Genomic DNA, 14763 nt, shown 5'->3' with positions numbered 1-14763 from the left:
CATCTTATTTCACGCCCTTACCTCACCAGACGCCTCTCGCCCCCATGTCGTTGCGCTCGCTCCGTAGCAAGATTTTTCTACTGGTCGTAGCGCTGCTTCTGGCGGTGGCGGCATTTGTGATGCTGACCTCGCAGCGCAACGTCACGCGCACGGTGATGAACAGCGAGCGCCACGCCGTCAGCAACGTGATGGAGCTGGTGTTGCGCGACGCCGAGGCGCGCTGGGGCGCGCTGCTGGCCGACAAGATTTCCACCGTGCGCAGCGGCCGGCGCCAGCTCATGCAAAGCGGCACCGTGGTTGCGGCAGCGCTCAACGCCTACGCCGACCTGGCCGAGCGCGGCCTGGTGACGCCGGGCGCGGCCAAGGGCATGGCGCGCGCCTGGATCAACCGCCTCAAGCTCGACGACCGCCGCTATGCCTTCGTCTACGACGCCGACTTCCAGGTCCTGGCCAGCGGCAACCCCGACATGATCGACCTCGACCTGTCGATGCTGCCCGACTTCAAGAACCGGCCCTTGGCGCAGGCGCTGCTGGAAGAAAGCCGCACCTCGGGCTACGGCTTCGCCATCTATCGCTGGCCACCGTCCGCGCAGCGCGGCGACGGCGAGACGCGCTACGCCTATTTCGGCTATTTCCGGCCATGGAACTGGGTGTTCGCCATTTCCGACAGCGCCCAGGACGTGATCGAGCAGATCGACACACGCCGCGCGCAACTGGAAAACTCGGTGCGCGACACGCTCTCGAAACTGACCCTGGCGCAATCGGGCTTCATCTTCATCGCGGCCGATGACGGCCGCATGATCGTGCCGCCGCCCGAGGCCCGCGCCGGCCTGCTCGACGCCAGGAACGAGGGCGGCGAAACCCTGCGCGCGCTGCTGGCGCGGCAGGACAACGGCGGCAAGCTGCAAAGCCTGCGCTTTGACGGCGGCGACGGCCCCTGGCAGATCGACAGCGCGCGTTTCGCGCCACTGGGCTGGACGGTGGTGGCGGTGGTGCCCGAGAGCGACCTGACCGCGCCGGCGCACGAACTGCTGAACCGGCAGGCGCTGATCTTCGTAGGCATGATGCTGGTGGCGCTGGTGTGCGCCTGGCTGGTGGCGGCGCGTATCGTGCGGCCGCTGGAAACGCTGACCCACTATGCCCGCCTGCTGCCGGAACAGGATCTGACCGCGCAAGCGAGCGTGCCCGCCCACATCGCCGCGCTGCCCGACAAGCACAAGGACGAAGTCGGGCGGCTGGCGGCGTCGTTCCTGTTCATGAACCAGAAGCTGCGCGAGAACGTCGCCCGCCTGATGCGCGAGACCACCGCGCGCGAACGCTTCGAGAGCGAACTGAACATCGCCCGCGCGATCCAGCTCGGCCTGCTGCCAGTGCCGCTGTCGCCCATCACTCGCGAGCAGATCGACCTGAACGCGGTGATGCTGCCGGCCAAGGAGGTGGGCGGCGATCTGTACGACTACTTCACGCTGCCCGACGGCCGTCTGTGTCTGGCCATTGGCGACGTGTCGGACAAGGGCGTGCCGGCGGCGCTGTTCATGGCGGTCACCCGCACCCTGATCCGCGCCACCGCCGAGGACGAAACCGATCCGGCGCTGATGATGCAGAAGATCAACAACCGCCTGTCCGAGAACAACCCCAACATGATGTTCGTCACGCTGCTGGTCGGCGTGCTCGACCTGACCACCGGCGAACTCAAGTGGGCCAACGCCGGCCACCTGCCGCCGGCGGTGGTCGGCGCCGACGGCGTGGTACGGCTGCTGGAAGGCCGCAGCGGCCCGGCCTGTGGCGTGCAGGAAGACCTGGCGTACCGCTGCCTGTCGACGGTGCTGGCGCCCGGCGAGATGCTGGTGGGCTATACCGACGGCATCACCGAGGCCGTCAATCCGCAAAATGCGCAGTATGGCGATCCGCGCCTGCTGGCCGTGCTGTCCAATCCCCCCGTGCCGGCGGCCAGCCTGGCCAAGCGTCTGCTGGAAGACGTGCAGGCCTTCGCCGATGGCGCGGAGCAATCCGATGACATCACCTTGATCGTGATCCGCCGCCCATGAAGACATTGCTGTCCACCCTATTGCTGAGCCTGGCCCTGCTGGCGCCCGCCGCGAGCCATGCCCAGGCCGGGGCGGCGCCGGCCCCGGCCGCCGCGAGCGCGGCGGCGGCGCCCCAGGTGTTCCCCACCAAGCCCGTGCCGCGCCCGGACGGCCGGAAATGGCGCATCGGCTATTTCGAGAGCGGCGACTACAGCGAGTATCCGCGCACGCTGCGCGTCACGGTCGACGGCCTGCAAAAACTGGGCTGGATCACCGTGCCGGCCATTCCCGACGGCCTGAACGGCAAGCAGATGTGGGCGTACCTGGCCGACAACGCGCGCAGCGACACCCTGGAATTCGTGCGCGACGCCTGGTGGCAGCCCGGCAACTTCGACGCCGCGCAGCGGCCGGCGGTGCGCGAAGCGATCAAGCAGCGGCTGGAAGGCAAGCAGGACATCGACCTGATCATCGCCATGGGCACCTGGGCCGGCCAGGACATGGCGGCGATGGGCGCGCCCGTGCCCACCATCGTCGCCTCAACCAGCGACGCGGTCGGCGCCCGCATCACCCGCTCGGCGCAGGACAGCGGCCTGGACAACCTGCATGCCCGCGTGCAGCCCGAGCGCTATCAGCGGCAGGTGCGTCTCTTCCACGACATTGTGCCGTTCAAGCGTCTGGGCCTGGTGTACGAAGACAGCCCGGAAGGCCGCACCTACAGCGCGGTCGACGCGGTCGAACAGGTGGCGCGCGAACAGGGCTTCAAGGTGCTGACCTGCCATGCGCCGTCCAACGGCATCCCGCAGGAAGCCGCCACCCGCAACGCGCTCGAATGCTATGCCAAGCTGGCGCCGCAGATCGACGCGGCCTACGTCACGGTGCACCGCGGCGTGACGCCGGCCTCGATCGACACGGTGGCCGAGATCCTGCGCCAGGCCCGCGTGCCGAGCTTCTCGATGCTGGGGTCGGAAGAGGTCAAGCACGGGCTGCTGCTGAGCCTGGCCCAGGCGGACTACTCGTACGTCGGGTTGTTCTACGCCGAAACCATGGCGCGCATCTTCAACGGCGCCAAGGCGCGTGAACTGAGCCAGGTCTGGATCGACCCCGCCAAGATCGCCTTGAACCTGCAGACCGCCCGCGTCATCGGCTTCGATCCGCCGGTGGATATCCTGCTGGCGGCCGACGAGGTGTACGAGGCGCGGTAATGCCGTCGCGGCGGCAGTCTCGGGGCGCCGCGTTTTTTCCCGTCGCGGCCGGAAATCGCGCAATGGCATAAAATCGGCGAACGTGTCGTGGCGATGGAACCAAAGCGCCACGCGGGTTACTCAACCACAGGGGCTGTTGAATCTCCTATGGGCCCGATCTCGGACACGCCGGATTTATTGGCTGCATGACAATTTCATCGGTTACCCCTTCATCACCGTTCGTCTCTCTCGACGCCTTCGCTCAGGCGGCGCAGAGCGGCCAGGACGTCTACGTCGACATCGCGGGCGAAAAGCTGCAGGTGCTCGGCATGGGTACCACGCCCGGCGGCCGCAGCGTGGCATGGGTGGCGCCGAATGTCGACACGACCGCGATGTTCGGGCAGGCCCTGGCCCACAGCTATGGCCAGGGCATCGCCAGCGCGGTATCGCGGGAACTGGGGCTGGAACCGAACCCCGGCAAGCCGCTGTCCGCGCGCACCATTACCCTGGCGCTGGACATGGCGCAGACCTCGCGCGACGCCCTTTCCGGGGTCGACTTCCTGACCCGCCTGGCCGTGTCGGCCAGCACCGACACCCCCGCTTTCCAGCAAGCCTGTCGCGACGCCGGGGTTGCGCCCGCCAGCCTCGACGCCGCCCGCCGTGGCGCGCTCGACCAGGCCATGCAGACCCGCTTCGACCAGGCCGCCCAGTCCGGGCAGAGTCCGGTGTCGCTGGCCACCGCCGCCGCCTGGCTGCGCGAACTGCTCCAGTCCGGCTGAGGCCCGCGCCTTCGACGGGATTCCGCCCCTCGAAATATTGCCTGGCGTCGGGTTACTTATTTTTACATATCTGACATAAAAAACCCTACTTTTGCCTCAATATTTCGTTTTTCGAAATATTGTGACAGGGGTAAGCTGCGATAATTCGCGGCATGCCGGTAGTAACTTGTAGCTTAATACACGTTTCTTTTCCCCACCCATGACCCATCCCAGCGACTGCACAGCCGCTTCCGCCGAGGCGGAATTGCCGCCCGTTCGCGTTGACGGCGAGGGGCAGGAGTGGGACGCGGGTGAGGAATACCTGCTGCGCGACCTGGTGCGGGAACACTCCACCCGGCTGCAGCGCTTCATCATCAAGCACATCGGCAACACCACCGAGGCCGAAGACCTGGCCCAGCAGGCCTTTGTCGAAGCGGCCCGCTCGTACCGCAGCTTCCGCGGCGAATCGCAACTGTCCTCGTGGCTCTACGGCATCGCGCTGAATCTGGTGCGCAACTATCTGTCGCGCGCGCCGGAACGGCGCCATGACTTCGTCAGCGACAGCGTGCTGGCCGAGCATGCCGCCAGCGACCTGTCGCCCGAGCGCGTGCTGGAACAGAACCAGACCCTGACGCTGTTGCAGGAGTCGCTGGATGAGCTGCCGGAGAACATGCGCGACATCCTGCTCATGGTCGGCATCGACGAAATCTCCTACGAAGACGCCGCCGCGCTGCTGACGGTGCCGGTCGGCACCGTGCGCAGCCGCCTGTCGCGCGCCCGCGCGGCGCTGCGCGACAAGCTGGCCCAGAAGGGCCTGCGGCTCGACGACTGAAGCGGGCCGCCGGCGCCCCGTCGCCGTTAGTGCCGGGGCGCCCGCGCGCGCTTACGGCGCCCGGCCCGTCCCCGGCGCCGCCACCGGCTCGACCTGAATCACCGGCCCCTGCTGCGTGCTGGACTTGCCTTCCAGCACCGGCGTGGCGGCGGGCGTGCCATCCAGCCATTCGGACGCGCGCACCGGACCGCTGCTGCGGCGCAGTTCCACATTCGGCCCGAACACGACGCGCGTGCGCTGGCTCTGCGCCAGATCGAGGTACTGGCCCGCCGTCATGCGGCCGTCTCCGCCCCAGGTGGCGTTGAGCATGGGGCCGGTGCCGGCCACGCCGGGCGTGGCCACCACTTCGCCGTTGATCGCCACCACCTTCGGCCGGATCAGGAACAGGCGTTCACGCCGTTGCACCGTCTTGGACTTGTTGGAGAACAGCAGCCCCAGGCCCGGGATGTCGCCCAGGATCGGCACCTTGTCGACCTGCTCCGAGTTCTGGCTGCTGTTGTAGCCACCGATCAGCAGCGTCTGGTCGTTGCCGACGATGGCCAGGGTGCTGATGTTGCTCTTGCGCACCGTGGGCAGATTATCGATCTGGCGCTCTTCCTGGATGCGGCCGTCCTCGATGTCCACGGTCAGTTCCACCCGCGCGCCGTTCTTCGATTCGATATGGCGCGGCGTCACGCGCAGCGAGGTGCCGACGGTCACCGGCGTCACCGTCGCCACGCGCTCGCCCCGGGTCTGGATGTAGAAAGTGTCAGACAGGTCGATCATGGCGCCGAGGTTGTCGGCCGTCAGGATCGAGGGCTGCGACAGGATGTTGGCCTGGCCCTTGGTCTGCAACGCGCGCAGGCGCGCCGCCAGCGTGTTGCCGACGCTCACGCCGATGGTGCCGGGCGAGAGCGCCGCGCCGCTTTCCAGCGGCAGGCCGCCGCTGGGGCCTAGGCCCAGATTGCCATAGCCGAACGTGGTCGAACCGGCGCGCGCGCCCCAGGTCACGCCCAGCTCGCTGACCAGATCCGAATTGACGTCGACGATCATGGCCTCGATCTCGACCAGCGTGCTGGGCAGGTCGAGCTGCTCGATCAGACTGCGGTAGATGGGAATCCGATCCGGAATGTCCTGCACGATGATGGCGTTCAGGCGCGCGTCGGCCTGCACGGTGGGCTCGCGCAGGCGCAACCCCGATTTGCCGGGGCCGGCGGGCGCGGCGGACGGGCCGGCCGCCGGCGTGCCGGCCGGCGCCGTGCCGCCATCGCCGCCACCGACCTGCGGAAACGCCGGCGGGTTGTCGCGTAGCGGCGCGGCAATGGCCGCCAGCGTTTCATTGTTGGCGCCGCCCCCGCCGCCGGTGATCAGGTTGCGCAGCACGGTCGACAGGCCAGGCGTCACCACCTTCTGGTCGCGGTAGCTGATGGTACGGTCATTGACCGAGGCATGCTTGAGCCGGAACACCGCCACCTGCTGGCCACCCGCGCCCATCGGCAGCGCGGCCACGGTGCGCTCGACCAGATCGACGTAGCCCGGCGGGCCCGACACCAGCGCGATGCCCTGGTCGGGCAGTTCGCCCCAGCCGAAGCGCGGGTCCAGCACGCCCAGTTGCTGCAACGCCTGGCGCAAAGCGCTGATGGAGCTGCCCATGGCGCTGACCGAGCGCGTCTTCATGTCGTTGGTACGACTGACGAACAGCGTGCCGGCGTAGACGAACCAGTTAAAGCCGTACACGCCGCCCAGCCGGTCCATGAACTCGGACGGCGTGTTGGCATTGAACTTGCCATTGACCGTGCCGGTGACATTGGGCCCGAGCTGCAACGACAGGCTGAAGCCGCCGGCGAATTCGCGCAGCAGCGTCTGCAGGTTCTCATCGCGGGCATAGTAGCTATAGGGCACGTTCGGCCAGTTGGGCGCGGCTTGCGCGCCGGCCGCCAGGCCCAGCGACAACGCGGTCGCCAGAATCATCCGCTTCAACACTCTCTCTCCTCGGGCGCCTTGCCCGTCACGCATGTTCATGTCAGCCGCCGCACGGCGCCGGCCCAGAAAGACAGCGCATTGGTGAATGCGCCCATGGCTTCATCCAGCGCCAGTTCGCTGCTGCCGGGCTGCAACGATTGCTGCAGCCACAGCGCGCGGTTCTGCGGATCGACCACGCAGGTGGCCGCATGGCGCGCCAGCATGCCCGCGGCCAGCTTGCCGAGCTCCGTCACCAGGCGATCGCGGTCGGTATCGTTGGCCGGCAGCGTGCAAAGCCGCGCGCTCATGGCCAGCCAGCCATCGCGCGCCGGTTGCAGGTGCACGCGATAGGTCTGGTCGACCACAACGGTGAGGCGGCCATCCGCGCGGGTCGAGGGCGGCAGGCCGTGGCGCGCCGCATAGGCGGCCAGCAGGGGATGCGGGAGTGCGTTCATATCGGATCGTCCGGATTGCCAGCCAGCTTCCTGACGAGCCGCAGGACTTCGGCGACCGGCTCGATCAGTTCGCTGGGGATGTATTGATCGGGTTGGGCGGACGCCATCAACGCGCGCGCCAGGGGAATGTTCTGCATCACCGGCACGCCGGCCTCGCGCGCCGCCCGCATCATCTGTTCGGCCAGCGCGCCCTCGCCCTTGGCCAGCACCACCGGCAGCGGCGTCTCGTCAGGCTCGTAGTAGATCGCCACCGCCAGGTGGGTGGGGTTGGTCACCAGCACCGAGGCCTTGCGCGTGCTGGCGACCGCGCCGTGCATCACCATCTCCTGGTGCAAGTGCTTGCGCTTGTGCTTGATGTGGGGGTCGCCCTCCATCTCCTTGAATTCCTGCTTGATGTCTTCCTTGCTCATCATCAGCCCCTTGCGGTACTGCATGCGCTGCCAGACGAAATCGGCCAGGGAAATCACCACGTAGGCCACGGCGATGTTCACGATCAAGGTGCGCATCATGCCGCCCACGCCCGCCTCCAGGCCGGCCAGGCCGCTGTGCGGCACCGCCATCAGTTCCGGCAACGCGTCGCGCACCACCAGCGTCACCAGCACCGACAGAAAGGCGATCTTGATGACCGACTTCAGCAGCTCGACCAGGTTCTTCTTGGAGAAAATGTTCTTCAGGTTGCTCATCACGTTGAGCTTCTTGGCCGACGGCTTGAGCTTCTCGAACGCCAGCACCACCCCCACCTGCAGGAACTCGGAGAACATGCCGATCACCAGCACGATCAGCACGAACGGCAGCACCAGGTACACGGCTTCGCGCAGGGCCGCCTCCAGCGCCACGGGCAGGGCCTGCTCGAACGGCTGCCCCACCAGCGTCGACGGGATCAGGATCAGCCGGCCCAGGGCCTGGACGATGCCATGGGCGTTGCCCAGCATGTACCCGAACAGCGCCAGCACCAGCAGCGTCTGGGTGAAATCCTTGCTGTGCGCGACATCGCCCTTCTGGCGCGCTTCGCGCAGCTTCTTCTGGGTTGGCTGTTCGGTCTTTTCGCCGCTCATGGCGCCCGCCATTGATTGTCCAGGAACGGCAAGGCCGAACCGATCTGGCCCGTGGCCTCGGCGGCGTATTCGAACAGCGTGCTCATGTACAGCACCATCACCAGCAACGCCAGCGCGCTCTTGATCGGCATCGCCAGGAAGAACACCTGCAACTGCGGCGCGAAGCGGCTGACCAGCGCCAACCCGACCTCGGCCAGGAACATCGAAATGATGGCGGGCGCGGCAAACAGCAGCGTCAGACGCAGAAAGCGGCCCAACTGATCCAGCATCAGCGGCACGCTTTCGCGGCGCAGGGTCGGCGCCCAGTCCCACAGGTCCCACAGGCGGAAGCTGTCGTACAGCATGGTCAGCATCAGCATGAAGCCGCCGCCCACCAGGAAAAACACCATGAAGGCCTGGTTGAACAGGATGCCCAGCGGCGAGGAATCGTTGCCGGTGGCCGGGTTGATCGTGGCGCCCAGGCTGGCGCCGCGCTGGTTGTCGACCACGAAGCCGACCGCCTCGAAGATCCAGAACGGAATCGCCACCAGGAAGCCCATCACCAGGCCGATGAAGACTTCCTTGGCCACCAGCAGCACCAGGTCGATCGCGCCCAGGTCGATCGTGGCATAGCGCGGCGCCAGCGCCGGCACCAGCACCAGGCCGATGGCGGCGCACACGGCATAGCGCAGCATGCCGGGCAACAGTTGGCGATTGAACAGGGGCAGCATCGCGCACAGCGCCAGGATGCGCGGCTGCGTCAGCGCCAGCGTGCCCAGGAAGACTTTCGCTTCGACGTAGGTGATGCCCGAGATCATGGTGGCCGGCCGCTCCTAGTGGATCTTGTAGAAGAGGTCGAACACCGAGACCGTGAAGTTGTAAAGCTCGGCGCTGAGCCAGCGCGCCGTCAGCATGATCGTCGCGAACACCGCGATCAGCTTGATGGCGAACGACAGGGTCTGCTCCTGGATCTGCGTCAACGCCTGGAACAGCGAGAACAGCGTGCCCACGATCGCCGCCACCGCGATCGGCGGCAACGACAGCCACAGCACCAGGTAGAGCGCCTGGGTCATGTACGAGACGAGGTCGACGGTTCCCATGGCGGCCTCAGGTATAGGAAAGCACCAGCCCCTGGATCAGCCGCGTCCAGCCGTCGACCATGACGAACAGGAACAGCTTCAGGGGCATGGAGATCGTGACCGGCGACACCATCATCATGCCCATCGCCAGCAGAATGTTGGAGACGATCAGGTCGATGATGACGAACGGCAGATACAGCAAAAAGCCGATCTGGAAGGCCGCGGTCAGTTCCGACAGCAGGAACGACGGGATCAGCACCAGCAGATCGTCTTCCTTCAGGTTGCGGGCCTGTTGTTCGCCCCACAGGCCGCGCGCGGTGCGCAGGAAGAAATCACGCTGTTCCGCGCGGCTGTTCTTGAGCATGAAGGCGCGCATCGGCTCGGCGCCGCGCGCCACCGCGTCCAGGATGCCCTCGAGCCGGTCGGGCTCGGGCGTGCCGGGCGCCACCGCCGCCGGCGGCGCGCGCAGCTCGTCGCCGATCTGCATCACCACCGGCCCCATGACGTAGGCGGACAGGATCAGCGCCAGCCCGTACAACGCCATGTTGGGCGGCACCTGCTGCACACCCAGGGCGTTGCGCACCAGCGTCAGCACCACCGCGATCTTCAGGAACGAGGTGGTCATGACCGCGGCCAGCGGCACCAGCGCCAGCAGCGCCAGGACGACCGCCAGGCTGATCGGATCCGCCGCGCTCATGCGCCCGCCTTGCCCAGGCGATGCAGCGTGACGCCGAGGCGGCCGTCGATCTCGACCAATTCGCCGCTGCCCACCAGCGCGCCGTTGGCGCGCACCAGCACCGGCCCGTCGGCCAGCGGCCGCGCCAGGTCGAAAGTCTCGCCGGGCTGCAACTGCCGCAGTTCACCCAGGGTGATCTGGCGCTCGCCCAGTTCGAAAGTCAGGCGGACGGGGATGGTGTCGATATCGAGCGGCGTCTGGGCGCCCGTGTCGGCGTCCTGCGGCGCTTGCGGCGTCTCGGTCATGAGGGAAGTCCAGCCTTGGGTAACGAGGTATGAGGAATCCTGGCGGCGCACGCGCAGCCCTTGGCCGCCGGCGCCCAGCCACAGTTCGCCGTCGGGCGCGATCAGGCAGTGGTCGAGGAAAACCGTGTCGCGCGGCGCCAGGCCGCGCAATTCGGCGGCGCCCAGGTGGGTCCAGCCCAGGCAGGCGGCGATGCGCACCGGCACGCTATCGGCATCGATGTCGTTGGCGGCGGGCGCGGCGCGCCCCACCAGACCAGCCAGCAGCATCAGGCCCAGGCCATCGGCCGCCAGCGTGGCGTAAATGGTTTCGCCACTGGCGGGGTGGCGCGCGGCCAGCGTCCATTCATGCGCCAACGCCGGCGCGGGCGTAGCGCGGCCGACCACGCGCAGCGGGCCGCCGGGCGACGCCTCGCCCAGCGCGGCGACCGCTTCGGCCAGCAGGGTGTCGATGGCCGCGGCCGCCAGGGGCGGCGGCAGCTCGCCCACCTCCAGATCCGGCAGCCGCGCCGCCAGCCAGGCCTGGACGGCCCCCGCCGGCAGACCCAGGCGCAGCCGCGCGCCGGCCCATTCCAGGTCGGCCGACAATGAGGCGGACTGGCGCAGGGCGTCCGGCACCCCGGGGGTAAAGACCAGGCGCCAGCGCGCCGGCCCGGCATCGCTGCCGGCCAGCGGCGCCAGCGTAACCGTCAGGTCGGCGCCGTGGCGGGCGATCAACGAGCGCGCGCGGGCCTCATTGCCCGACAGGCGCGGCAACGGGAGCACAGATGAAGAGGGAAGCGTACTGGCGGTCATGGGTTCCAGGGGTCAACGAAGCGGCGCGTCGGCGTCGGTCTCCGTCAGGCAGGGGTCTTCCGGGTCGTCGGTGGCGACGCGCACGCGCGTCGGCCGATCCAGGCTCTCGGCCAACTGCCCGGCCAGCGGCCGCGCCAGGCTGGCCAGGCGTTCACGCGAAGTCTCGCTGGCGCAGGTGAAATCGGCCACGATGCGGCCTTCGGCCTCGTAGACCGACACGCTGACACCGGGCAGCACCTCGTCCTTCAATTCCACCCGCACCTGGCGCCGGCCCTGGCTGCCATCGGCCACCAGCAACTGCTCGGCGCTGCCGAGCAGGGCCTGGGCCAATGCCTGGGAGGGCGAGTCGGCGGGCGCGGCCGCTTGCGCGCGGGCGGCGCCGAACAGCGAAAACGGCGTAGGCGCTGCGGGCGCGGGCGGGCGCGGCGCCTCGCCGTCTTGCGCCATGGCCTGTTCGAACGCGCGGCGATCGGCGTCGCTGGCCTGGCGGCCAAGCGCCTGGCCGTCCGATTGCGCCAGCCCCGAGCCTTGGGCGATAGCGGTGTCCAGGCTGATGCGTCGGTCGATGCTCATGCCGGTTCGAACTCCTCGTGCTGCTCCCAGTCCTCGCGGTCGCGCGACAGCGACGCGGCCTCTTCCATTTCCATGTCTTCCTTGTGCTCCAGCGCCTTCAGGTGCTCGGCCAGGTGGATGCTGGCCAGCTCCACGAATTTGCCGGTCAGGCGCACCGCCTGCTGGTGCTGCGCGCGGCGCTCGGCCAGCGCCTGGGCCTCGTCGCGCAGGCGCTGGGCCGCCTGTTCCAGCGCCTGTTCGCATTGGCGCTCGCCCTCGCGCAGCCCGGCCACGCCCTGCAGCACATCCTCGATCTCGCGCACGCGCACCACGCGGCTGCACAGGTCGCGGTACATGGCGCGCTCGCGGCGTTCGGATTCCTCGCGGCACGCGGCCAGCGCCTGCTCGGACGCCTGGCGCGCGGCATCGGCCTCGGCATGGCGCAAGCGCTGGCGCGACACCGCGATCTCGGCCTGGCCTTCGCGGAAGCGCTTGATGGCAAGCAGCTCGTCGAAAACGCTCATGCCGTCCCCACGATGGCGCTCATCTGCGCCAGCGCGTCGGCCAGCGTGGCGCGCTCGTCGGTGCGCTGGCGCAGGAATTGGTTGATCGCGCCGATCTTGTCGATGGCCTCATCCGTGACCGCGTCGCCGCCGCGCTTGTATTCGCCAATCTTCACCAGCAGCTCGACTTCCTGGTACTTGGCCATCAATTCGCGCAGGCGGCCGGCCGCGCGCTTGTGCTCCGGCGTGATGACAGCGTTCATGACGCGGCTGGCCGAGGCCAGCACGTCGATCGCCGGATAGTGGTTGGCGGCGCCCAGCTTGCGCGACAGCACGATATGGCCGTCGAGAATGGAGCGGGTCTCGTCGGCGATGGGCTCGGTCATGTCATCGCCCTCCACCAGCACGGTGTACAGGGCGGTGATAGAGCCGTGCTCGTTCATGCCGGCGCGCTCCATCAGCTTCGGCAGCGTGGCGAACACCGACGGCGGATAGCCGCGGCGGGTCGGCGGTTCGCCGGCGGCCAGGCCGATTTCGCGTTGAGCGCGGGCGAAACGCGTCACCGAGTCCATCAGGAACAGCACGCGCTTGCCCTGGTCGCGAAAGTACTCGGCGATGGCGGTGGCCACATAGGCGGCCTTGGCGCGCTCCATCGACGATTTATCGCTGGTGGCGCAGACGATCACGCTCTTGCGCCGCCCCTCGCGGCCCAGCTCGTGTTCCAGGAACTCGCGCACTTCGCGGCCGCGTTCACCGATCAGCGCCACCACGGTCACGTCCACCGCCGCGCCCTTGACCAGCATGCCCATCAGCGTCGATTTGCCGCCGCCGGCCGCCGCGAAGATGCCCATGCGCTGGCCTTCGCCGCAGGTCAGCACGCTGTCCAGCGCGCGCACGCCCAGTTCCAGCGGCTGCGAGATGATGCGGCGCTTGAGCGGGTCCGGCGCTTCGGCGAACACGGGGTAGAACTTGCTGGCCTCCAGCGGCCCCAGCTCGGCCTCGTCCAGCGGCCGGCCCAGGCCGTCCAGCACCCGTCCCAGCAGGCCCGGCCCCACCGGCACCATATGGGCGCGGCCGGTGGGAATGACCTCGGTGGCGGTGGAAATGCCGTACATGTCGCCGATGGGCGTCAGTAGCGCGGCGTCGCGCGCAAAGCCCACCACCTCGCCCTTCATCTCGAAATTCTCGCCGGGGTTGCGCAAGATGCAGACCTCGCCCACCTTCACCGAGGGCACCACCGCCTTGATGATGGTGCCGATCACCTGCGTGACGCGGCCCTTGATGCGCAGCGTCGGCGTGTCCTGCAACGCCAGCTCCATCATTTCGGAGATGTAGTCGAACTGACGCATCGCTAGACTCTGCTGCCCAGGGTGCGCTGGAAAGCCTGGCGCAGCGCCTGGATCTGCCCCTCCAGGCTGGCTTCGACCATGCCGATCTCGCTTTCCAGGATGCAGGCGCCGCGCGCCAGCCGGCCGTCGGCCAGAATGTCCAGGTAACCCACGCCGGGATAGGCCGCCAGCAGATCGTTGATTTGTTCGCGCACTATGTCGACTTCGGCCGGATTCAGGCGCAGCGTCATCTGCTTCTGGTTGCGCACCACGGCCAGGGCGTTGCGCACCACCACCATCACCTTCTCGCGGTCGTCAAAGCCATCGACCACCTTGCGCACGGCCGACATCACCAGCTCGACCATCTCGTTCTCGACGCCGGCGAAGTACTCCACGGTGCGGCCGACGGTTTCGATCATTTTCTCGGCCTGATCCAGCAACGCCGATTCGCGCCCCTCGTCGTAGCCGCGCTGGCGCTCGGCCTCGAACGCGGCCTGGGCGCCCGCAACGATGTCGTCGGCCCGTGCCCGTGCCTGCGCCAGCAGTTGGCCGGCCTCGGCCCAGGCCATGTGCTCGGCGGCGCGCAGCACGCGCGCGGCGGGATCGATGCGGCCGGCGCCGTCGGCATGCGCGGCGCGCGGCGTCAGCGGATCGCGGGGAATGAGGAAAGCCATGAGGGATCCGTTTGCTTCAAGAGCGACAGGCCCAGCGTCAGCGCCTGCGGCGCGGGCAGCGGCGCGGGCGTGGCGGGCAGGTCGGGCAGTTTCAGTTCGGCGCGCCGCGCCAGCTCCGGGCCGGCCTCGGCGAAGGCGGCGCGCAGCGCGCCCAGGCCCAGCGTGTCGATCGCGGCGGTGATGTCGGCCAGGGGCCAGGCCACGGTTTCCACCAGACCGCCATGCAGACTGGCGGCCTGGCGACGCGTGAAGTCCAGCAGATCGGCGCCCAAGTGAGCAATCAGCGTCCGCACCTCGTCGCCAGCGATGGCGCGGCGCAGCCGCGGACCGCACAGCACCACGCCGAGCTGACGCGCGCAGCGCGCCAGCGCGTCCGGCGCCAGCAGCGCCAGCGCCAGTTCGGGCCGGCTGGTGTCGGTCACCGGACGTTGCCACAGGCCCAGCGCCTCCAGGATGTCGCGCGACCAGCGCCGGTGCCAGGCCGGCGCCAGCGCGGGCGCGGCGGCGACCGCCGCCAGGGCGGCCGGCGGCGCGTAGGCCGCGTGGCGGCTCGGATGCAGCGTGCGGCTGGGCAACTGGTTGAATTCAACCAGCCTGCGATCCAGCAGGGCCGGGCCGTAAGCCAT

The 14763-nt window shown here is 68.5% G+C and carries 16 protein-coding genes; 4 read left to right on the top strand and 12 right to left on the bottom strand.

Annotated features, from left to right (window positions below):
- Window positions 1-44 precede the first annotated feature (44 nt).
- The 4 genes from ACN6O8_RS18655 (at window position 45) to ACN6O8_RS18640 (ending at window position 4798) form a co-directional block, all read left to right on the top strand.
- Window positions 45-2048 (top strand): SpoIIE family protein phosphatase, encoded by a 2004-nt coding sequence (locus ACN6O8_RS18655; protein WP_427992485.1) that lies wholly within the window; start codon window positions 45-47, stop codon window positions 2046-2048.
- Window positions 2045-3229 (top strand): ABC transporter substrate-binding protein, encoded by a 1185-nt coding sequence (locus ACN6O8_RS18650; protein WP_427992484.1) that lies wholly within the window; start codon window positions 2045-2047, stop codon window positions 3227-3229. Before ACN6O8_RS18655 ends, ACN6O8_RS18650 begins: the two co-directional genes overlap by 4 nt.
- Window positions 3230-3414: 185 nt before the next feature.
- Window positions 3415-3987, top strand: coding sequence for a hypothetical protein (locus ACN6O8_RS18645; protein WP_427992483.1), 573 nt, complete (start codon window positions 3415-3417; stop codon window positions 3985-3987).
- 244 nt (window positions 3988-4231) lie between these two features.
- Window positions 4232-4798 carry an RNA polymerase sigma factor gene (locus ACN6O8_RS18640; RefSeq protein WP_427992482.1) on the top strand — a complete coding sequence of 189 codons (567 nt, stop codon included), beginning with the start codon at window positions 4232-4234 and terminating at the stop codon, window positions 4796-4798.
- Between the two features lie 51 nt (window positions 4799-4849).
- Here ACN6O8_RS18640 and sctC read toward each other — a convergent pair whose 3' ends face one another.
- Genes sctC through ACN6O8_RS18580 form a run of 12 tightly spaced genes read right to left on the bottom strand, consistent with a single transcriptional unit; the run spans window position 4850 to window position 14763 of the window.
- Window positions 4850-6748, bottom strand: a complete 1899-nt coding sequence (gene sctC / locus ACN6O8_RS18635; protein ID WP_427992563.1) for a type III secretion system outer membrane ring subunit SctC — start codon at window positions 6746-6748, stop codon at window positions 4850-4852.
- 47 nt (window positions 6749-6795) lie between these two features.
- On the bottom strand, window positions 6796-7194 hold the full coding sequence (locus ACN6O8_RS18630) for a CesT family type III secretion system chaperone (protein WP_427992481.1): 399 nt from the start codon (window positions 7192-7194) through the stop codon (window positions 6796-6798).
- Window positions 7191-8249: a type III secretion system export apparatus subunit SctU gene (sctU, locus tag ACN6O8_RS18625; protein ID WP_427992480.1), complete on the bottom strand. Its 1059-nt coding sequence runs from the start codon at window positions 8247-8249 to the stop codon at window positions 7191-7193. Before sctU ends, ACN6O8_RS18630 begins: the two co-directional genes overlap by 4 nt.
- Window positions 8246-9046: a type III secretion system export apparatus subunit SctT gene (gene sctT / locus ACN6O8_RS18620; protein ID WP_427992479.1), complete on the bottom strand. Its 801-nt coding sequence runs from the start codon at window positions 9044-9046 to the stop codon at window positions 8246-8248. The genes sctU and sctT overlap by 4 nt, the downstream gene beginning before the upstream one ends.
- Before the next feature lie 15 nt (window positions 9047-9061).
- Window positions 9062-9328, bottom strand: a complete 267-nt coding sequence (gene sctS, locus ACN6O8_RS18615; protein WP_427992478.1) for a type III secretion system export apparatus subunit SctS — start codon at window positions 9326-9328, stop codon at window positions 9062-9064.
- A gap of 7 nt (window positions 9329-9335) precedes the next feature.
- Complete coding sequence (gene sctR, locus ACN6O8_RS18610; RefSeq protein WP_427992477.1) at window positions 9336-10004, bottom strand: type III secretion system export apparatus subunit SctR; 669 nt, start codon at window positions 10002-10004, stop codon at window positions 9336-9338.
- Window positions 10001-11080 (bottom strand): type III secretion system cytoplasmic ring protein SctQ, encoded by a 1080-nt coding sequence (gene sctQ / locus ACN6O8_RS18605; RefSeq protein WP_427992476.1) that lies wholly within the window; start codon window positions 11078-11080, stop codon window positions 10001-10003. The genes sctR and sctQ overlap by 4 nt, the downstream gene beginning before the upstream one ends.
- Before the next feature lie 12 nt (window positions 11081-11092).
- Window positions 11093-11653 (bottom strand): hypothetical protein, encoded by a 561-nt coding sequence (locus tag ACN6O8_RS18600; protein WP_427992475.1) that lies wholly within the window; start codon window positions 11651-11653, stop codon window positions 11093-11095.
- Window positions 11650-12156, bottom strand: a complete 507-nt coding sequence (sctO, locus tag ACN6O8_RS18595; protein WP_427992474.1) for a type III secretion system stalk subunit SctO — start codon at window positions 12154-12156, stop codon at window positions 11650-11652. The genes ACN6O8_RS18600 and sctO overlap by 4 nt, the downstream gene beginning before the upstream one ends.
- Window positions 12153-13484, bottom strand: coding sequence for a type III secretion system ATPase SctN (gene sctN, locus ACN6O8_RS18590; protein WP_427992473.1), 1332 nt, complete (start codon window positions 13482-13484; stop codon window positions 12153-12155). Before sctN ends, sctO begins: the two co-directional genes overlap by 4 nt.
- Before the next feature lie 2 nt (window positions 13485-13486).
- On the bottom strand, window positions 13487-14137 hold the full coding sequence (locus tag ACN6O8_RS18585) for an HrpE/YscL family type III secretion apparatus protein (protein WP_427992472.1): 651 nt from the start codon (window positions 14135-14137) through the stop codon (window positions 13487-13489).
- Window positions 14107-14763, bottom strand: a complete 657-nt coding sequence (locus tag ACN6O8_RS18580) for a SctK family type III secretion system sorting platform protein (RefSeq protein WP_427992471.1) — start codon at window positions 14761-14763, stop codon at window positions 14107-14109. Before ACN6O8_RS18580 ends, ACN6O8_RS18585 begins: the two co-directional genes overlap by 31 nt.

Source organism: Achromobacter sp., from assembly GCF_050285565.1.
Lineage (GTDB): Bacteria > Pseudomonadota > Gammaproteobacteria > Burkholderiales > Burkholderiaceae_B > Achromobacter.
The sequence above is the reverse complement of the archived record's forward strand: the minus strand, read 5'-3'. Positions and strand labels throughout refer to the sequence as shown.

Bases quoted from the DNA above. Each gene is read 5' to 3' on its own strand.
- ACN6O8_RS18655 (WP_427992485.1), top strand. From the start codon at position 45: ATGTCGTTGCGCTCGCTCCGTAGCAAGATTTTTCTACTGGTCGTAGCG.
- ACN6O8_RS18650 (WP_427992484.1), top strand. From the start codon at position 2,045: ATGAAGACATTGCTGTCCACCCTATTGCTGAGCCTGGCCCTGCTGGCG.
- ACN6O8_RS18645 (WP_427992483.1), top strand. From the start codon at position 3,415: ATGACAATTTCATCGGTTACCCCTTCATCACCGTTCGTCTCTCTCGAC.
- sctC (WP_427992563.1), bottom strand. From the start codon at position 6,748: ATGATTCTGGCGACCGCGTTGTCGCTGGGCCTGGCGGCCGGCGCGCAA.
- ACN6O8_RS18630 (WP_427992481.1), bottom strand. From the start codon at position 7,194: ATGAACGCACTCCCGCATCCCCTGCTGGCCGCCTATGCGGCGCGCCAC.
- sctU (WP_427992480.1), bottom strand. From the start codon at position 8,249: ATGAGCGGCGAAAAGACCGAACAGCCAACCCAGAAGAAGCTGCGCGAA.
- sctT (WP_427992479.1), bottom strand. From the start codon at position 9,046: ATGATCTCGGGCATCACCTACGTCGAAGCGAAAGTCTTCCTGGGCACG.
- sctS (WP_427992478.1), bottom strand. From the start codon at position 9,328: ATGGGAACCGTCGACCTCGTCTCGTACATGACCCAGGCGCTCTACCTG.
- sctR (WP_427992477.1), bottom strand. From the start codon at position 10,004: ATGAGCGCGGCGGATCCGATCAGCCTGGCGGTCGTCCTGGCGCTGCTG.
- sctQ (WP_427992476.1), bottom strand. From the start codon at position 11,080: ATGACCGCCAGTACGCTTCCCTCTTCATCTGTGCTCCCGTTGCCGCGC.
- ACN6O8_RS18600 (WP_427992475.1), bottom strand. From the start codon at position 11,653: ATGAGCATCGACCGACGCATCAGCCTGGACACCGCTATCGCCCAAGGC.
- sctO (WP_427992474.1), bottom strand. From the start codon at position 12,156: ATGAGCGTTTTCGACGAGCTGCTTGCCATCAAGCGCTTCCGCGAAGGC.
- sctN (WP_427992473.1), bottom strand. From the start codon at position 13,484: ATGCGTCAGTTCGACTACATCTCCGAAATGATGGAGCTGGCGTTGCAG.
- ACN6O8_RS18585 (WP_427992472.1), bottom strand. From the start codon at position 14,137: ATGGCTTTCCTCATTCCCCGCGATCCGCTGACGCCGCGCGCCGCGCAT.
- ACN6O8_RS18580 (WP_427992471.1), bottom strand. From the start codon at position 14,763: ATGGCTTACGGCCCGGCCCTGCTGGATCGCAGGCTGGTTGAATTCAAC.